Source organism: Rhodococcus sp. EPR-157 (assembly GCF_001647195.1).
GTDB lineage: Bacteria > Actinomycetota > Actinomycetes > Mycobacteriales > Mycobacteriaceae > Rhodococcoides.
The window spans coordinates 1-16679 of record NZ_LVCV01000428.1 but is presented as its reverse complement, the minus strand read 5'-3'; the positions used below and the strand labels follow the sequence as shown (position 1 = coordinate 16679).

The 16679-nt window shown below is 64.1% G+C and carries 15 protein-coding genes; 3 read left to right on the top strand and 12 right to left on the bottom strand.

The annotated features are described in order from the left end of the window. Positions 1-978, bottom strand: a 978-nt coding sequence (locus A2J03_RS19950) for a hypothetical protein (RefSeq protein WP_068377472.1), incomplete at its 3' end; no start/stop codon positions are given. Next, positions 975-1751, bottom strand: coding sequence for a crotonase/enoyl-CoA hydratase family protein (locus tag A2J03_RS19945; RefSeq protein ID WP_068377469.1), 777 nt, complete (start codon positions 1749-1751; stop codon positions 975-977). The genes A2J03_RS19945 and A2J03_RS19950, both read right to left, overlap by 4 nt. 61 nt (positions 1752-1812) lie before the next feature. Here A2J03_RS19945 and A2J03_RS19940 point away from each other — a divergent pair, with 61 nt between their 5' ends. Both A2J03_RS19940 and A2J03_RS19935 read left to right on the top strand, forming a co-directional pair. Then, positions 1813-2418 (top strand): TetR/AcrR family transcriptional regulator, encoded by a 606-nt coding sequence (locus tag A2J03_RS19940; RefSeq protein WP_068377467.1) that lies wholly within the window; start codon positions 1813-1815, stop codon positions 2416-2418. After that, entirely contained in the window at positions 2415-4040 is a 1626-nt protein-coding gene (locus A2J03_RS19935; RefSeq protein ID WP_068377464.1) for an acyl-CoA dehydrogenase family protein, read from the top strand. Before A2J03_RS19940 ends, A2J03_RS19935 begins: the two co-directional genes overlap by 4 nt. Before the next feature lie 8 nt (positions 4041-4048). Here the strand turns inward: A2J03_RS19935 and A2J03_RS19930 are convergent, their stop codons facing one another. Next, positions 4049-4963 carry a type IV toxin-antitoxin system AbiEi family antitoxin domain-containing protein gene (locus A2J03_RS19930; protein ID WP_231912626.1) on the bottom strand — a complete coding sequence of 305 codons (915 nt, stop codon included), beginning with the start codon at positions 4961-4963 and terminating at the stop codon, positions 4049-4051. A gap of 81 nt (positions 4964-5044) precedes the next feature. Continuing rightward, complete coding sequence (pgi, locus tag A2J03_RS19925) at positions 5045-6694, bottom strand: glucose-6-phosphate isomerase (protein ID WP_068377458.1); 1650 nt, start codon at positions 6692-6694, stop codon at positions 5045-5047. An 88-nt stretch (positions 6695-6782) separates the two neighbouring features. Here pgi and A2J03_RS19920 point away from each other — a divergent pair, with 88 nt between their 5' ends. Continuing rightward, entirely contained in the window at positions 6783-8234 is a 1452-nt protein-coding gene (locus tag A2J03_RS19920) for an NAD-dependent succinate-semialdehyde dehydrogenase (RefSeq protein WP_068377456.1), read from the top strand. Positions 8235-8289: 55 nt separating this feature from the next. Here the strand turns inward: A2J03_RS19920 and A2J03_RS19915 are convergent, their stop codons facing one another. The 8 genes from A2J03_RS19915 to mppP form a co-directional block, all read right to left on the bottom strand. Continuing rightward, positions 8290-8580: a chorismate mutase gene (locus A2J03_RS19915; protein ID WP_068377453.1), complete on the bottom strand. Its 291-nt coding sequence runs from the start codon at positions 8578-8580 to the stop codon at positions 8290-8292. A 232-nt stretch (positions 8581-8812) separates the two neighbouring features. Continuing rightward, positions 8813-10873 carry an FtsX-like permease family protein gene (locus A2J03_RS19910; RefSeq protein WP_068377450.1) on the bottom strand — a complete coding sequence of 687 codons (2061 nt, stop codon included), beginning with the start codon at positions 10871-10873 and terminating at the stop codon, positions 8813-8815. 6 nt (positions 10874-10879) lie between these two features. Further along, positions 10880-11659, bottom strand: coding sequence for an ABC transporter ATP-binding protein (locus A2J03_RS19905; protein ID WP_068377448.1), 780 nt, complete (start codon positions 11657-11659; stop codon positions 10880-10882). An 84-nt stretch (positions 11660-11743) separates the two neighbouring features. Then, positions 11744-12406: a response regulator transcription factor gene (locus tag A2J03_RS19900; RefSeq protein ID WP_068377445.1), complete on the bottom strand. Its 663-nt coding sequence runs from the start codon at positions 12404-12406 to the stop codon at positions 11744-11746. After that, positions 12388-13593, bottom strand: coding sequence for a sensor histidine kinase (locus tag A2J03_RS19895; RefSeq protein WP_082897959.1), 1206 nt, complete (start codon positions 13591-13593; stop codon positions 12388-12390). The genes A2J03_RS19900 and A2J03_RS19895 overlap by 19 nt, the downstream gene beginning before the upstream one ends. Positions 13594-13605: 12 nt before the next feature. Continuing rightward, positions 13606-14448: an acetoacetate decarboxylase family protein gene (locus A2J03_RS19890; protein WP_068377442.1), complete on the bottom strand. Its 843-nt coding sequence runs from the start codon at positions 14446-14448 to the stop codon at positions 13606-13608. Continuing rightward, positions 14445-15650, bottom strand: coding sequence for an aminotransferase-like domain-containing protein (locus A2J03_RS19885; protein ID WP_068377438.1), 1206 nt, complete (start codon positions 15648-15650; stop codon positions 14445-14447). Before A2J03_RS19885 ends, A2J03_RS19890 begins: the two co-directional genes overlap by 4 nt. After that, positions 15647-16679, bottom strand: a 1033-nt coding sequence (gene mppP, locus A2J03_RS19880; protein WP_068377435.1) for an enduracididine biosynthesis enzyme MppP, incomplete at its 5' end; no start/stop codon positions are given. The genes mppP and A2J03_RS19885, both read right to left, overlap by 4 nt.

The following is a 16679-nucleotide window of genomic DNA, read 5'->3' as shown; positions in this document are numbered from 1 at the left end:
CGGAAGAGCCCCGATGTTCGAACACAGCACCCGCGCAGTCCCGAGTGAGGACGTCATCGATGCGGCCTTGGCGTCGGACATCAGTTGGACTGCCTCGGCCGGGAAGCCGCTCGGCGCGTGTGCGGGCTTGGCGAGAGCCGCCTTGGTTGCGCTCTTGATGTCTGCAAGGGTGTCGGTGCTGAACACGCCGACGGTGGCCATACCGATTCGATTGGTGCCGTGCGTATTCGACCGAAAAGGTACGTTGATGCTGATTGGTTCGCGTTCCCCGAGGGAGGCGGCGATCTCGGCGACCAGCGAAATGAACACCGTGTTGGACAGGTTCGCATCGATGTCGAAGATGGCAGTACTGGGGCGTACGTCGTGAAGTCCGACGGTCTTCGACGAGCGGACGTAACCGGTCAGCTCGCGCCGGGAGTCTCGGCTGAGCATCAAACTCGCGGACGCGCGCACCGAACCCGCAGCCACCCGAGTGGCGAGCGAGACCGCATCGCCGATGTCCGACGTTCGACGCAGTCGGAACTCCGGCGCACTTCCCTCGAACGCCCTCCCCGCCGCCGCGATGAGGCCTGCAGCATCGGCCAGGGTGTGCGAGCAGACCAGTGACATCACGGTCCCGCCTGTCTCGACCGCTGCCACCGACATCCGCCAGCCCGGTCCGAACTCCGGATCGAGCTCGATGTCTCCTTGCGCGTCCGCCCAGCTCAGCACGGTGCCTTCGCTCAGCGGTGTGGCGTCGTACCGAAGTGGGTGTGCCTGGGTGGATCGAGTCCAGCGTCGTCGCGCACCGGGAACACGAGGGGTGACGATCCTTCGACCGAGCTGACCCGACGCCAGATTGGCATGCACCGCAGCGAAATCCACTCTGTCGACGTGTTCGTCGCTGCGCCAGATGCCCTGAAGGACGATTGGCAGTCCGTACCCTCGGTGGGTTCGCAAGAAGATGTCGTCGACAACGGACAGACGGTCTCGCCTCACGGCGTATGTCTCGAGTGGCTGACGCCGTGCCTGCCTGCGCCCGAGGCGAATTGCTGCGCGCCGCCAAGTGCATCGGCGGACATCGAGATCGCGCCGTGCCGGAACTCGTTGGCGATAGCGGCTTCCAGCTCCAGACCCTCCTGCTCGAGCAATGACAGGCGGTCCTCGCGCATGCACGTCTGCGGTAGAAGTGCCAGATCGGCTGCGAGTGCCTCTGCAGCGGCCCGCGCGCCACCGACGTCGACGACGCGATTGGCGAGGCCGATGGCAAGTGCTTCGTCGGCGTCGACTGCGCGCCCGGTGAGAATCAGATCCATCGCTCGCGACGTACCGATCAACCGTGGTAGCCGTACCGTTCCGCCGTCGATCAGCGGGACGCCCCACCTCCGGCAGAAGACCCCGAAAGTGCTGTCCTTCTCGATGATTCGAAGGTCGCACCACAGCGCGAGTTCGAGGCCACCCGCGACGGCGTAGCCGGAGACCGCGGCGATGACGGGCTTGGACAGCTGCATTCTGGTCGGCCCCATCGGGCCGTCGCCGTGTTCGGTCGCGTGGTTGGAGCGTTCCGTTCCGAGCGCCTTGAGATCGGCGCCGGAGCAGAAGGTTCCACCCTCTCCCCACAGCACCGCGACGGCAGCGTCCTCGTCGGCGTCGAACTCCTCGAACGCCGCGACCAGCTCGGCCGCGGTGGGGCCGTCGACGGCATTCCTCGATTCCGGTCGCGACAGGATGACGGTGGTGACGGGCCCCGAGCGTTCGATCCTCACTGGCATGGTGTCGACGGTACTCGAGGGGGCTTGTGTGAAGCAATGAATCAGTGCTTCACTTCTTGGCATGCCGTATCGCCGCACGACGGCCGTGCAAGCTCGACTCGATGCCGGACGCGACAAACTCTTCGCGTCGGCGATCGAGGTGCTGTCCGAGCAGGGCTATCGGGGGTTGTCCATCGCGTCCGTCGCCGCAGCGGCCGGGGTCTCCGCCGGTAGCGTCTACACCCACTTCGAGAGCAAGTCCGACCTGGTCGTGGCGATATTTCGCGAGGTGTGCGGTCGGGAGGTCCGTGCCGTCGCCGAGGCCTGCGCTTCCGGTGATGCCACCGAGCGGGTCACCGCGATCGTCGAGACGTTCGCCGGGCGGGCCATGAAGAACCGCACCATGGCGTACGCCTTGTTGGCCGAGCCCGTCGATCCGGCCGTCGACGCCGAACGGCTGGTGTTCCGACGCAGTTTCACGGCCGCGATCGCCGGAGCGATTGCCGCCGGAGTCGCTTCGGGTGAAATTCCGGCGCAGAACGTCGACCTGGCGGCAGCAGGACTCGTCGGCGCGGTGGGGGAGGTCCTCGTCGGGCCGCTGCGTCCCGACCGCAACCACGGCGACGCTGCCGACGTCGTCCCCGATCTCGTCGCATTCGCTCTTCGATCGCTAGGAGTCTCGTCATGACTTTTCCGGACACACACAGCGTGTTCAACCAGGTCCCCGACCTGCTGCCGTACGACACGTCCGACGACGCCACATTGCTCGAGGGGCTCGAACGCGAAGGTGCCGAGTACTCGCTCCCCGAGCTCCGCGAACTCGGGGATCTTGCAGGCAGCGTAGAAGTTCAGGAGTGGGGGCGCCTCGCCAACGAGAACCAGCCGATCCTTCGGACGCACGATCGGTACGGCAACCGCATCGACGAGGTCGAATTTCACCCGCACTGGCACGACCTGATGTCGGTGGCGGTAGCGAACGGCCTGCACGCGACGCCGTGGCAGTGCGACCGGGCAGGTGCTCATGTGGCCCGCGCGGCGAAGTTCTACGCATGGGGCCAGGCCGACGCCGGGCACATGTGTCCCATCTCGATGACCTATGCGGCAGTACCGGCGCTGCGGCACAATGCACAGCTCGCCGATCTGTACGAGCCGCTGCTGGCGTCGACCCACTACGATTTCGGGCTTCGCACTCCCACCGAGAAGCGCGGCCTCATCGCGGGTATGTCGATGACGGAAAAGCAGGGCGGGTCCGATGTCCGCGCCAACACGACGACAGCGACACCGTCCTCGGACGGTACGTACTCGATCGTCGGACACAAGTGGTTCACGTCGGCGCCGATGTCGGACATGTTCCTCACACTGGCACAGTCGCCGGGCGGCCTGTCGTGCTTCCTGCTGCCCCGGGTGTTGCCCGACGGTACTCGTAATCGTATTGCGCTGCAACGACTCAAGGACAAGCTCGGCAACAAGTCCAACGCATCCTCGGAGGTGGAATACCACGGGGCCACCGGCTGGCTCGTCGGCGAAGAGGGGCGCGGGGTGCCGACGATCATCGAGATGGTCAACATGACGAGGCTGGACTGCGTCATCGGATCGGCGGCAGGAATTCGCAATGCGACAGTCCGCGCAGTGCACCATGCGCGTCATCGTTCGGCGTTCGGGGCGCAGTTGGTGGATCAGCCGCTGATGCGGAATGTGCTCTCGGACTTGATTATCGAGTCCGAGGCCGCGACGACCGTCATGATGCGTCTGGCGGGAGCGACGGACCGGTCGGCGCGGGGAGACAGTCAGGAGACCGAACTGCGTCGAATCGCCGTGGCCGTCACCAAGTACTGGGTGTGCAAGCGTGCCCCGTCGCATGCAGCAGAGGCACTGGAATGCCTGGGCGGCAACGGATACGTGGAAGATTCGTCGATGCCGCGGTTGTTCCGAGAGTCGCCGCTGATGTCGATCTGGGAGGGCTCGGGCAACGTGGCCGCACTCGATTCCCTGCGTGCGCTGGCCAAACAGCCGGACGTTGTCGAGGCATACTTTGCCGAGGTCGGTCTTGCAGCAGGAGCGGATTCACGCTTCGACGACGCGGTGTCACGTCTCGGTAAGGAGCTCGCCGATCGTTCCGATATCGAATACCGCGCGCGACGCGTCGTCGAGCTGATGGCGTTGGTTTTCCAAGGCTCGCTGCTGATCCGGCATGGCGACGCGGCTGTGGCCGATGCGTTCTGCGCCAGCAGGCTCGGAGAAGATTGGGGCGGGGCCTTCGGGACCCTGCCGACGGGACTGGACACCGCGGCGATCTTGGCCCGAATCTAGGTTGATTCTCAGGTGAAGGATCCGCGAGGAGCAGGTAGGCCGGCTGCGCGGACGAAGGCCCGTGCGATTCGATCGGTCAGCTCTCTCGGGAACGCGAGGTCTTCCCAGTTCCACTGCACGACAACCCATCCCAGATCGCGCATGCGCTTCCGCTGTCGCGTGCAGTCCACGTCGGCGATGACGGGATCGGCCCCGTACAGCCCCTGACCCTCGAATATCCCGACTACCCCGTGATCGGGATAGAGGAACGGCACCCTCGCTACGAGTAGGCCGAATTCGTCGCGCAGCCATTGACCGAGCTGCGGCGGCGGCAGCGGTAGCGTGTCGAGCTGCATGCGACTGCGTGATTCTCCGGCGCTCTGGCTTCGCGCGGACATCGACCCCACAGCTTGGCGCGCTTTCGCTACACCCGTTCTGTTTCTCGCGTCGTCGAGCGCGGTGAGCAATTGGGCATGCGTTGTCAGGCCGGTGCGAAGCGCGTAGTCACCGACGCACACCGCGGGGTGCAGTGGTAGCGATCTGGCCAGGTCGACCACCGTCCGTGTCGGTGTGGTGACCGCGAACCCGTTCACCGTCATCAAGTCGGAGGACGGCACGGGCGATCCGTGCAGAACTCGCTGTCGACCGCGCTTGCCCGCATACGAGCGACCGATCGTGAACGTGACCTTGTCCAGCGGGATATCCCACGTCTCCATCCCGTGCAGCACCGCCGCCGACACGTGACTGAATACCGTGTCGGCGCTCGACTCCGCGAAAATGGCCTCGGCGAGGACTGCGTGCCTGCGATGAGCATCGAGCGTCCGGTAGACCTCCGCCCTGATGAAGTGCCCACGCCGGACGGTGACGAGTTCGCCGCTGGCCCGGCCCCGCCGCAGGTCGTCGTCCGTATAACCGCGTGCCAGCGCGTCCGTGCGGGAGAACATGTGGTTCTGATCGAAGTCCATACTGAGTTGGACGTACCGGCCGACCGTTCGGATCCCTCGGCTGCACATTTACCCCCAGAGCTACTTCGCGCGCCCCCGCTGATCGCGGTACCAGCGGACCAAGGCGTCGGTGGACGAATCGCCCTGCTTCTCCGGTGCCGCCTCGTCGGTCAGCACCGGCGTCAGCTCCAGGGCCTGGGTCTTGCCGAGCTCGACACCCCACTGGTCGAACGAGTCGACACCCCACACGACACCCTCGACGAACACCTGGTGCTCGTACAGCGCGATCAGCTGCCCGACGACGGACGGGGTCAGCTTCGGCGCGAGGATCGAGGTCGACGGCCGATTGCCCGGCATCACCTTGTGCGGCACGACGTCGGGCGCGGTTCCCTCGGCGGCGATCTCGTCGGCCGTCTTGCCGAACGCGAGGACCTTGGTCTGGGCGAAGTAGTTGCTCATGAGCAGGTCGTGCATGCTGCCGGTGCCGTCGCGGGTCGGGAGGTCGTCCGTGGGCTCGGCGAACCCGATGAAGTCGGCGGGGATCAGCCTGGTTCCCTGGTGCAGCAACTGGTAGAAGGCGTGCTGTCCGTTGGTGCCCGGCTCGCCCCAGAAAATCTCCCCGGTCGACGTCGTCACCGGAGTGCCGTCGGCCTTGACCGACTTGCCGTTGGACTCCATCGTCAGTTGCTGCAGGTACGCGGGGAAGCGTGACAGATCGTTCGAATACGGCAGTACCGCGCGGGTTTCCGATCCGAAGAAGCTGCTGTACCACAGCCCGAGGAGGCCGAGCAGGGCCGGAGCGTTCTGCTCGAGTGGCGTCGCGCGGAAGTGCTCGTCGATGCGATGGAAACCGTCGAGGAACTCCCCGAATGCCTCCTTGCCGATCACAGCCATGACCGAGAGACCGATCGCCGAATCCACCGAGTAGCGTCCACCGACCCAGTCCCAGAACCCGAACATGTTCGCGGTGTCGATCCCGAACTCCGACACTCGCTCCGCATTGGTCGACACTGCGACGAAGTGCTTGGCGACCGAGTCTTCGCCGAGGGCATCGACGAGCCATCGCCGCGCTGCCGTGGCGTTGGTCAACGTCTCCAGCGTCGAGAACGTCTTCGAGGCAATGATGAACAGCGTCGACGCCGGGTCGAGCCCGACCAAGGCGGCGACCAGATCGGCGGGATCGACGTTGGAGACGAACCTCGCGTCGATTCCGGCGTCGGCGTAGTGACGAAGCGCGTTGTAGACCATGACGGGTCCGAGGTCGCTGCCGCCGATGCCGATGTTGACCACTGTCGAGATTCGAGAACCGGTCGCGCCGACCCACTCGCCGGAACGCACTCGATCGGTGAATTCGCCCATCCGCGTGAGCACTTCGTGGACATCGGCGACGACGTTCTGGCCGTCGACCTCGAGCGTCGCGTCGGCGGGAAGCCGCAGGGCGGTGTGCAGGACTGCACGATCCTCGGAGGTGTTGATGTGTTCGCCGGCGAACATCGCGTCCCGACGGCCTTCGACGTCCGCGGCGCGAGCGAGTTCGACCAGAAGAGACACTGTCTCGCTGTCGATGATGTGCTTGCTGTAGTCGATGTGCAGGTCGCCCGCATCCATCGTGAAGGTTCGGCCGCGATCCGGGTCCTCGGTGAACAGGTCTCGAAGCTTCTTCTCGCCGATTGCGTCGTGGTGTGCTTTCAAGTTGTTCCAGGCGTCGCTGCCCGTGATGTCACCGCTCATGTCTGCAAACCCTAATCTGCTTCGCCGGCTTGTGCGCGTCTTCTCGTGCGCTCTGGGCACACGTGAAGCCTGGGGGCACACTGGAAGAATGGAGACCAATTCACTCGTCGAATCCATCCAACCGAAGCTATGGATCGGTGGCCACGCCGTCGATGCCGAGAACGCAGCGACGTTCGAGGTCAACAATCCGGCTACAGGAAAGCCGATCACCAGCGTCGCCGACGCCAGCGCTGCGGATGCGAAGAAGGCGATCGACGCAGCTGCGGCAGCACAGAAGTCGTGGGCGAAGACGCCCGCTCGCGAGCGCGGTGAGTACCTTCGTGCCGCATTCGAGAAGATCACCGAACGTGCCGACGACGTCGCGACGCTCATGACACTCGAGATGGGCAAGGCGCTGGCCGAGTCGAAAGCCGAAGTCAAGTACGGCGCGGAGTTCTTTCGTTGGTTCGCCGAGGAGGCCGTCCGTATCGAAGGCCGATACACGCCTGCGCCTGCTGGCAACGGTCGCATTCTGGTGAGCAAGATGCCGGTAGGCCCAGTCCTGGCAATCACTCCGTGGAACTTCCCGCTCGCGATGGGAACGCGCAAGATCGGCCCCGCGCTCGCTGCCGGGTGCACCATCATCGTCAAGCCGGCCAGCGAGACACCGTTGACGATGCTGTTCCTGGCTCAGCTGTTCGCCGAGATCGGGCTCCCCGAGGGTGTGCTGTCGGTGTTGACGACGTCGAAGTCGAGCGCGGTGAGCGCGCCGATCCTCGAGGACCCTCGCCTTCGGAAACTGACATTCACCGGTTCCACGGAGGTGGGGAAGAAGCTCATCGAGCAGTCGGCGGGCGGGTTGCTGCGAACGTCCATGGAATTGGGTGGCAATGCGCCGTTCGTCGTGTTCGACGATGCAGATGTCGATGCAGCCGTCGACGGCGCAATGCTCGCGAAGATGCGCAACGGCGGCGAGGCGTGCACGGCCGCGAACCGATTCCACGTCGCGAACAGTGTGCGAGAAGAGTTCACCGCGAAGCTCGTCGAGCGGATGAAGGAGATGAAACTCGGCCCGGGTATCGACCCCGATACCACGCTCGGACCGCTGATCAACGCGGATCAGTTGGACACGGTGAAGGAGCTCGTCGACGACGCTGTGCAGTGTGGGGCGAAGATTGCGCTCGGCGGCGAGGCAGCTGGCGGAGACGGGTACTTCTACCCGGCGACGGTCCTGACGAATGTGCCGGCGAACGCGCGAATCCTGACGGAAGAAGTATTCGGCCCGGTAGCGCCCATCGTCGGCTTCGACACCGAGGACGAGGGAATCGCGGCGGCGAATGCCACCGAGTTCGGACTGGCGTCGTACATCTACACGCGCGGACTCGACCGTGCGCTGCGGGTGGCGGACGCCATCGAGAGCGGAATGGTGGGAGTCAACCGGGGCGTCATCTCGGACGCGGCCGCGCCGTTCGGCGGGGTCAAAGCGTCCGGATTCGGTCGTGAGGGCGGGACCGAGGGGATCGACGAGTACCTGGAAACCAAGTACATCGCCCTGACCTGACCTGCCTGGACTGTTTCGTCGTGCATGCCACCAGTGGCATGCACGACGGAAGTCTCTAGTGTCCGAGTCGTCCGCGACCCAGGCGAAGAAGCAACATCGCGAGCGTGTGGCCTTCCTGGCCGAGGCTGCTGAAGCGGTCGAGTACCTTCATTTCGCGGCTGTGCACCAGGCGCGGGCCGCCGGACGCCATGCGGGTCCGGCCGATGAGCTGTGATACCTCGGTGCGGCGCTGGATGGCAGCGAGGATCTCCGAGTCCAGCCGATCGATCTCCTGGCGGAGTGCATCGATTTCGGCCTCGGAAGAGGGCAACGCAGTCTCGGTGTCGATCTTTGTCGTAGATGCCATTTCGTCTCCTCGTGTCACTAGTGTGGATCGTTGCTCGATCCGACACCGTTACGTCCCCCCAACTTCGAGGACTTGCCGCAGAACTATCTAATGCTGTGTGCTGAGTCACATCTTTGCGACCCGCGAATCCCCAGGATGGAGAACCACGGACCGCGCTACTAGGAACAACCCCCGGGACCCCGCGCCGAAGAATCGGCAGCGTACAGGGCATATCGGACAACGATATTTTCGATCACCGATCCAGTGTGCCACCTGTTCGCAGTCCTGAAAAGTCAGTCGGGGAGCCGACTGCCTCGGTTGTCGCATCTCGATCGACCTTCCTCGTTGCACTTCCGCGTGCGCTCACTTTCCTGGACGTGAGCAGAAGGGGAGCAACCACGGCCGCTACTGGGATCGCGGTGACCACCATCAAAGACAGGACCGGGACTGATGTGAGCGCAGCCAGCGGGCTGCCCAGCAGAGCGGTGCGCACCATCACGCCGGTCACACCGGTCACAGCAAGGCCGAGAGCGAGACCCCCACCCATCAGCAGGGTCGCGCTCAGAAGCTCGATTCGAAGGCCGGCGCCGGACGATACGCCGATCCGAGTCAGTCCTCGTCGTGTCCCGGAGCGGGTCGTCGACCACATCAGTGTGGCGTTGACAGTGGCAAGAAAGCAGAACAACCCGGCGGGCGCGAGCACCACGATAACGCTGGCCAGGCTGTTCGACGCGTACTCCGATTCCGAGGAGTCCAACCAGTCGGACACCGCGACGACCTGGCCGTCCCCGGCGATCGATCGAAGCGAGGACAGCACTGCATCGGCATCGGCATTCGGATCGGTTGCCACGAATACGTCCCCGGCCACGGCATCGGGAGCGTTTTGGGAAAGCCAGTCGCGAGAGACCAGGATCGACGGAACCAGCGTGGGGCTCCCCTGGACGATTGCGACGATCGGCAGCGTGTGCGAGATCCCGTCGCCTGTGGCGAATCTAAGGTCCTGACCGACGGCGTATCCGTCGTCCGAGGCCGCCTGTGCGCTCAGCGCCACTCCGGGGACCGGTCCGCCTGTCACGTCCTCGAGTCGACCGTCCGTGACGTCGACCGAACGGGTGGCCAAGAACGCAACCGGGTCGATTCCCGCAGCGTCCAGTCCGATTGCGGTGTCGCGGTCGGTGGCGATCAGCTCCGTGGACAACGACACGTCCACGAGACCGCCTTCGACAGACGCCCAGTCGGTGTCCTGGGGCGGGTTGGTGACCACGAAGTCCGCGCGGACTTCGTCGCGTGTCGCGCGGGCGACTGCTGTGTTGTCCGCACCGATGGTCACCAGCACCGACCCCGCGATTCCTACGAACAGCAGAGCCGGGACTGCCAGCACGGTCGTCGCCTCGCGTGCCGAACGTGCTGTGCGTGTCGCCATGTGGACGACGCCGTTGTGACTGCCTCCTACGAGATCGGCGCCTCGGGACAGCAGTCCGACGACAATTGGAATCACAACGGGAGCGACAGCGGCGAGCGCGCCACACAGAATCATCGGAAGTAGGAGCCCGAGCCCGACAGCTCCGTCGCCGGGCGCCCCAGCGCCCAGGGCTCCGATGAGGACCACCAGCACGAGAGCCGCACCCGAGAGAGCCCAGCGGCGAGCCCGAATGCGGTGGGTGATGTTGATGGAGCGCGTGGCTGCCAACGGTGACACCCCGAGGACCTGCTTGGACCCGACACGGGCGCCGAACAGCGCGACGACAATCGTCGCCGCAACGGTAGGTGCAAGCGCCAGCGCGCGACCACTTATGTCGAACTTCTCCGAGACGAATCCCGTGTCGATGAGAATTCCGAGAATCATCGGTGCTGCAGGAAGAGACAGGGCGGCGCCTGCCAGGCCGGCGACGGCCGCGAGCGTGACGATCTCCCAGACAAGCAGGCGACGCAGAATCGGGGCGGTGGTACCGAGAAGTCGGAGAATACCGAGTTCACGCCTGCGTGCGGCGATCACGTAACCCACCGTGGTGGACAAGGTGACGCCGGTCAGAAAGCATGCGATTACGCCCACTGTCCCGGCGACGGACATGAGATCCTCGGCGCCAGATCCGAGCGGGGTGTAATGCTCGGTCGCGGTGGTGGGTGCGCCGTCGCCATCGAGAACACCCGCCCCACTGATCTGCACATCGAACCCCTCGTCCGGCGCCATCACCGCCGTGACCAGAAGCTGAGCACACGCGCCGATCATCGCTGCACCGACGACGAGTGTGGCGAACGCACCGAGAAACAGGCCGCGGTGATGTCGGAGGTTTGCCGTTGCCAGGCGCAACATATCCGCTCACCGACCTTTCCGGCGAGCGTTGTCGTGCACCGTGTTCACAGCGCGCGAGACACGGTCGGCATCGCCGCCGGGGAGCCTGTCGACCACCACTCCGTCCGCCAGAACGATCACCTCGTCCGCCCACGACGCGGCCCAGGCGTCGTGGGTGACCATCACTACTGTCGAGCCGAACTGGGATGCAACCTGCCGAAGCAGTACGAGGACATCGTGGGCTGTGCGCACATCGAGTGCCCCTGTCGGCTCGTCCGCGAACACCACCGACGGCTGGTTCAACATCGCCCGTGCGATCGCCACACGTTGACGTTGCCCACCGGACAACGTGTCGATCGCATCTCGTGCCCGATCGGCAAGACCTACCCTGCCCAGTACTTCGCGAACTCGCCCGATATTCGAATGTGCGCCGGCGAGCCGTGCAGGCAGAGCGACGTTCTCTGCGACATCGAGTGCATCGAACAGGTTGTAGTCCTGAAAGACGAAACCGCAACGGTCACGCCTGAGCTGGGCGAGTTCGTCGTCGTCGAGCCCGCCGAGGGGAATTCCGTCGAGGATCACCATGCCTTGATCCGGTTGCTCGAGCCCGCTCAGGCAGTTGAGCAGAGTCGATTTCCCCGAACCGGACGAGCCCATGATCGCCGTCCACGACGACGGGGCGAAACTATGAGTGATGCCGCCCAGAACCGGTGCCGACTTCTTGTCGAATCGCTTCACCAATCCTTGGGCGGCGGTGACGCCCCGAGACGATGGGAGGGAACGTTCGTACTGTGCGTTGGAGAGCATGCACTCATGAAAGCCGGTACGACGCTACGAATCAGTAGGCCGAGGGATACTTCCTGGGTAGCGCGTACGCCACCATTGCCTCAGTCAGGAGATTCCGCGTAGATAGGTGAGGACGGCTGTCACCCGTCGGTCGGTGTCGGATCCGAGCGGCAGTTTGGCGAAGATGTTGCCGATGTGTTTGCGTACCGCAGCGTCGGACACGACGAGTGTTTCGGCGATGCGCGCGTTCGTGTGTCCCTCTGCCATCAGCGACAGCACTTCGAGTTCGCGCGCGGTAAGGACGGCTAGCGATCCCTGCCTCCGCGAGCTACCTACCAACGCCTGCACGACTTCCGGATCGATGACGGTTCCACCCGCCGCTACTTTCTCGAGCGCCTCGACGAACTCGCGGACGTGCCCGACGCGTTCTTTGACGAGATATCCGATGCCGCCACGAGCCGGGTTGTCGATGAGGTCGGAGACGTACGCCACCGATGTGTACTGCGAGAGGATCAGAACACTCAGACCCGGCCTCTTCCTTCGTAATTCGACCGCAGCCGCCAGTCCCTCGTCTGTGAACGTCGGCGGCATGCGGACATCGGTGATCACGAGGTCGGGATCGTGGGCGGCAACCGCATCGTGAAGAGAGGCGACTGTCGAGACCGATGCGCACACTCGGTGGCCCGCCGATTCCACTACCGCCGCAATTCCTTCGCGAAGAAGCGGAAGGTCATCTGCAAGAACAATTTTCAATGCTGAATCGGGCATCTCATCTCCACTGTGGTCCCGCCGCCGGGTGGGCTCGATACGGAGATCGTGCCACCGAGAGCCCCTACGCGATGCGACAAACCGGTCAGGCCACGCCCCGAGTCGGGGTCGGCGCCGCCGATTCCGTCGTCGGAGACCACGAGTCTCCATGAATCGTCGATCACGGCGGCCGTGATCGACATGGTGCCGGCTTGCGCATGCTTGATCGAATTGGTGATCGCTTCGCTGATGACGAAGTACGACACCTGCTCGACCCGAGGGGGTGGCCGGTAATCCGCAGGAAGGCTCAAACTCACGTCGACGGGGAGCTCGCCGAGGAGATCTTCGGTCGCAGCGAGCAGTCCAGACTCGGTCAAGGCCTGCGGCAGAATCCCGCGGATGGTGCGCCTGAGCTCGCGCATCGACTCGTCGACCTGTCGGTGCGCCGTTCGAAGGAGCTCCCGGGTTCGATCGTCGCCGGCCGACTGCTCGGCGAGCCCGATGCTCAGGCCTACCGCGACCAACCTGTGCTGGACCCCGTCGTGAAGCATGCCCTCTATGCGGGCTCGCTCCGTGTCGAAGGCGTCGAGCAGTCCCGTCCTCGACGTCTGCAAACGATCGACCTCGACTTCGAGTTCTTCCGTCGACCGCAACGGAAGTGTATGTGCTAGTTCACTATTCGTGATGGCGATTGCGGCGCACAAGTAGAGGATCAGCATGGCTGCCGGTAGCGCTATCACCGGCAACACCAATGCAGCGGGCATGGTGGTCACCTGGAGCGAGAACACACTGATCGGGTCGCTGCGGACCAAAACCGGTGCGGCAAGCAAGGTTGGGACGGCAATTGCTCCACCCAACAGCACCGCGGCTGCAACAGGCGCGAGGACAGCCGCGACCACCAGCGAGTACGCAGCGTGGCGTAGGACAGCGGTGTTGCTCTCATTCCACGCCCGAGCTTTCGCGGGTTCGATGACCCTCAGTCGCGACACCTCTGCGGTCACGATCGTCCGCGCAGCCGCATCGCGCCACCCGGGCACCGACATCACGATCAGCAGCGGAATCGACAAGATCAGAACCGTGCCACCGACCACCACTGTCGAAGCGCAGTACAACAGCGCTCGCCACGGCCACCTCGACGTCACGAAGCCGAGTGGTGGGTACAGCGACGAACCGAGTGACGTCGTTCGGATACCGCCCCTCCGGTTCACACCGGCACCGTATCAAGCTCCACGTGTCGTAGTCGATGTCAGGGCTTGTCCGCCGACGAGCGTCTCGGCGTACTGGAACACGTAACCCGAACCGATGTCGATCGGTTGGAGTAGCGCGAAGTCGTCGTCGAGCGTCTGGTGAACCTTCACCTGCGCCGAACCCGAGTACACCGGAGAGAATTCGACACCGGTGACCTCGGAGGTGATCAGAGAGCGGTTGTCGGGTTCACCGTTCAACCAAACGGGGGACATATGGGTGTGGACCAGCGGAACGTTGTGCAGGGCCGGAGGTGCGACCGTTGTACCGTCGGTGGCGACGGAGAGATCGACGAGTCGGTGTCCGCCGACCGAGATCGACGCGTGATGCCTGCCTGCATCGTCCGGGCGTGGTCCTGCTCGCCCGACGAGTTTCGGCCTGGTCTGGTCGATTTCGCCGAATTGCTTGGGCATCCCCTGGACCCAACCTCGGATCATCGGGACCGGCTGGTCGACCCATGCGTACGGGCACCGAGCGAGCGCGCGTCCTTCGAACTCGCACCCGAGCAGGACTAGGAACTCGGCGAAGCGACTCGACCGGGGTTCGGTCAGCTCGGCACCGTCTTCGGAACACCAATTCCATTCGGCGAAGACGAACGCAGCTGCGCCAGGATCCGAGCCCAGGCTCAACTCGTCGGGAAGGAAGCGCCGTGCTCGGTCCGGGTCGACGCGGACATCGACCATGATCACCTCCCCGGCGAAGTGCCACGGTGGAGGTGTCAACATCGACGACAACCCATGCGGTGAGAGAGGTAGCGAATAACCGATCGGACCTGAGGCTTCGAGCAAGCCGGAGGCCAGTCGACCTGCAGTTCTCATGATCGTCCCTTCGTCGAGAGTGGCAGCCAAGCCTCGGCAAGAGTGTGTCCCGCCTGGGCCAGTGAGGCAGGGTCGTTGTAGCTGTAGGAGAGCCGAATTCGAGGTGTGGCCGACGTCGTTCGCCCCGTGTATCGGCTTCCTGGTGCGACTCCGATTCCTGCTGCTGCGGCGGCATCGATCAGTGAGTCCTCGTCCGTTGCACCCGCGATGCCGACCCATAAGAAGAATCCACCGCTCGGCACCGACAGTTCGAGAGTGCTGCCGAGCCGGCCGGACAGGGAATCGACGAGCGCATTGCGTCGCGCGCGCAGTGCTGTCTGGAGTTCGCCTCGGTGATCTTCGTACTGGCAGTCGAGAACGGACAGTACTGCGAGTGATGTCGTGTGGTTTACGCATCCACCGCTGACGAACGAACCTCGTGCCGTTGTTTCGAGCGCCACTTCCCGATCGGCGACCATCCATCCGAGCCGCAGACCCGGACCGAGTGACTTGCTGAACGATCCGAGTCTGATCACACCCTTTCGTCCTGCCAGTCCCGACATCGTCGTCGGTTGCGCGCCCTCGAACCCGGTGTCGGCGTAAGCATCGTCCTCCACGATCGTCACCGAGTGATCTCGGGCGACGTTCAGAAGTTCCCTGCGTCGGTCGGCCGGATAGACAATGCCGGTCGGGTTGGCAAACGTGGGCGTCAGGTACACGAACGCCAGGGTTCCTCCCGCTCGACGTGTCTCGGCGATCTGCCGTGTCAGTTGCTCGGGCACTACTCCGTCCGCGTCGACGGCCACGCTCACTACGGTGAGGCCTGCATCGACGAAGATCAGCCGTGCGAGATCGTAAGTTTCTGCGGCTACCAAGACGATGTCCCCCGGTGTAGCAATGGAAGTCGAGAGCAACGCGAGGGCCTGTGTTGTGCCCGCGGTGATCACCACTTCGTCGGGATCGCAATGCACTCCGTCGGTTTCGCTCAATCGCGACGCGAGAGCCTGCCGTAGCGGCAGCGCACCGGGATCTGCGCCGTACGTGAGCGCAGCAGAGTCGAATCTGTCGAACGCCGACTCGTATGCGCTCCGAAGAAGGTCGACCGGGAGAAGTGGCGGGCCGAGATATCCAGGCCCGAGATCGAACGTCCACGCGTGGCGTCCGCCCTGGACGATGTCGGTCGACCAAGATGCCGAGTCTCTCTGAGGAAGAGTGGATTTCACCCCTTCGTCCCCAGTACGTCGGCGACTATTGACGCTGACCTTGTGATGATCGGTGTCGATCGGGCCAATGCCAAGCGCAGGGAATTGTGCCCCGCTTCCGGATGGGCCCAGTGGAATTTGTGGCACGGCAATGCGTACACCTGTAGGTCCGCCAACCTTCGCCATACGTCCATGGCCGACCGGTCACCGAGAAAAATTCTTTCGACACTTCCGCGGGACGCGGTGTCCGGGAATGTCACCCCGGATATGCCCGAAAGCGTCGAGCGCACGATGTTTCGGTTGTCCCTGATGAACGATTGCAATTCGGTGAGACCACCGGCTGCGCCGTCCTCGGCGAATCTGTGAACCAGCGAGAGAATGAGTGGCGAAACGCCGAGCAGGATGTCGGAGTAGATCTTGCCGACCGGGATTCCGATATCTGCCGACGAGGTCAACCAGCCGATCTTGAGGTCGAGGGTCGGCCAAAGCTTGCCAGTGTCCTCGACAACCGCCCACCGGCATCCCGATTCTTCCAGGATCGCATAATGGTCGTATTGAGCCGCGACGTCGAAGCCGCGGAACGAGGTGTCCAAGCACAGGATCACGTCTCGATCGGCGCACTGCAACGCCAGGCGCAGCAAACGCTCGTGTGAGACGACACGTCCGGTCGGATTGTTGGGAGTGGTGATGAACACGGCACCGACGCCCTGCAACAGCTCGTCCGGCAGATCTCCTGCGTGCAGCACGTCTTCCTCTATGGGAATCAGGTCGATCCCGACGCCGCGAAGAATATCGGGAATGTTGTCGAACGTCGGATGCACGAGGGCGACCGCGTCGACGGTGGTGGCAAGCGCGCGCGCAAGTATCTCCATGGCGACCGACGATGCGTAGCAGGGCAATACGCGTCCTGTAGTGTGGCCGGGATAGGAGTGCTGCCCGAGCATCTCGAAGAACGCTGTGTGTGCGCGGCGTTCCAGGATGTCTACGCTTGTGCGTTCCGCTTCGCGAAACAATGCGGGAAGATCCTCGATTATCGAAGCCTGACCTGCC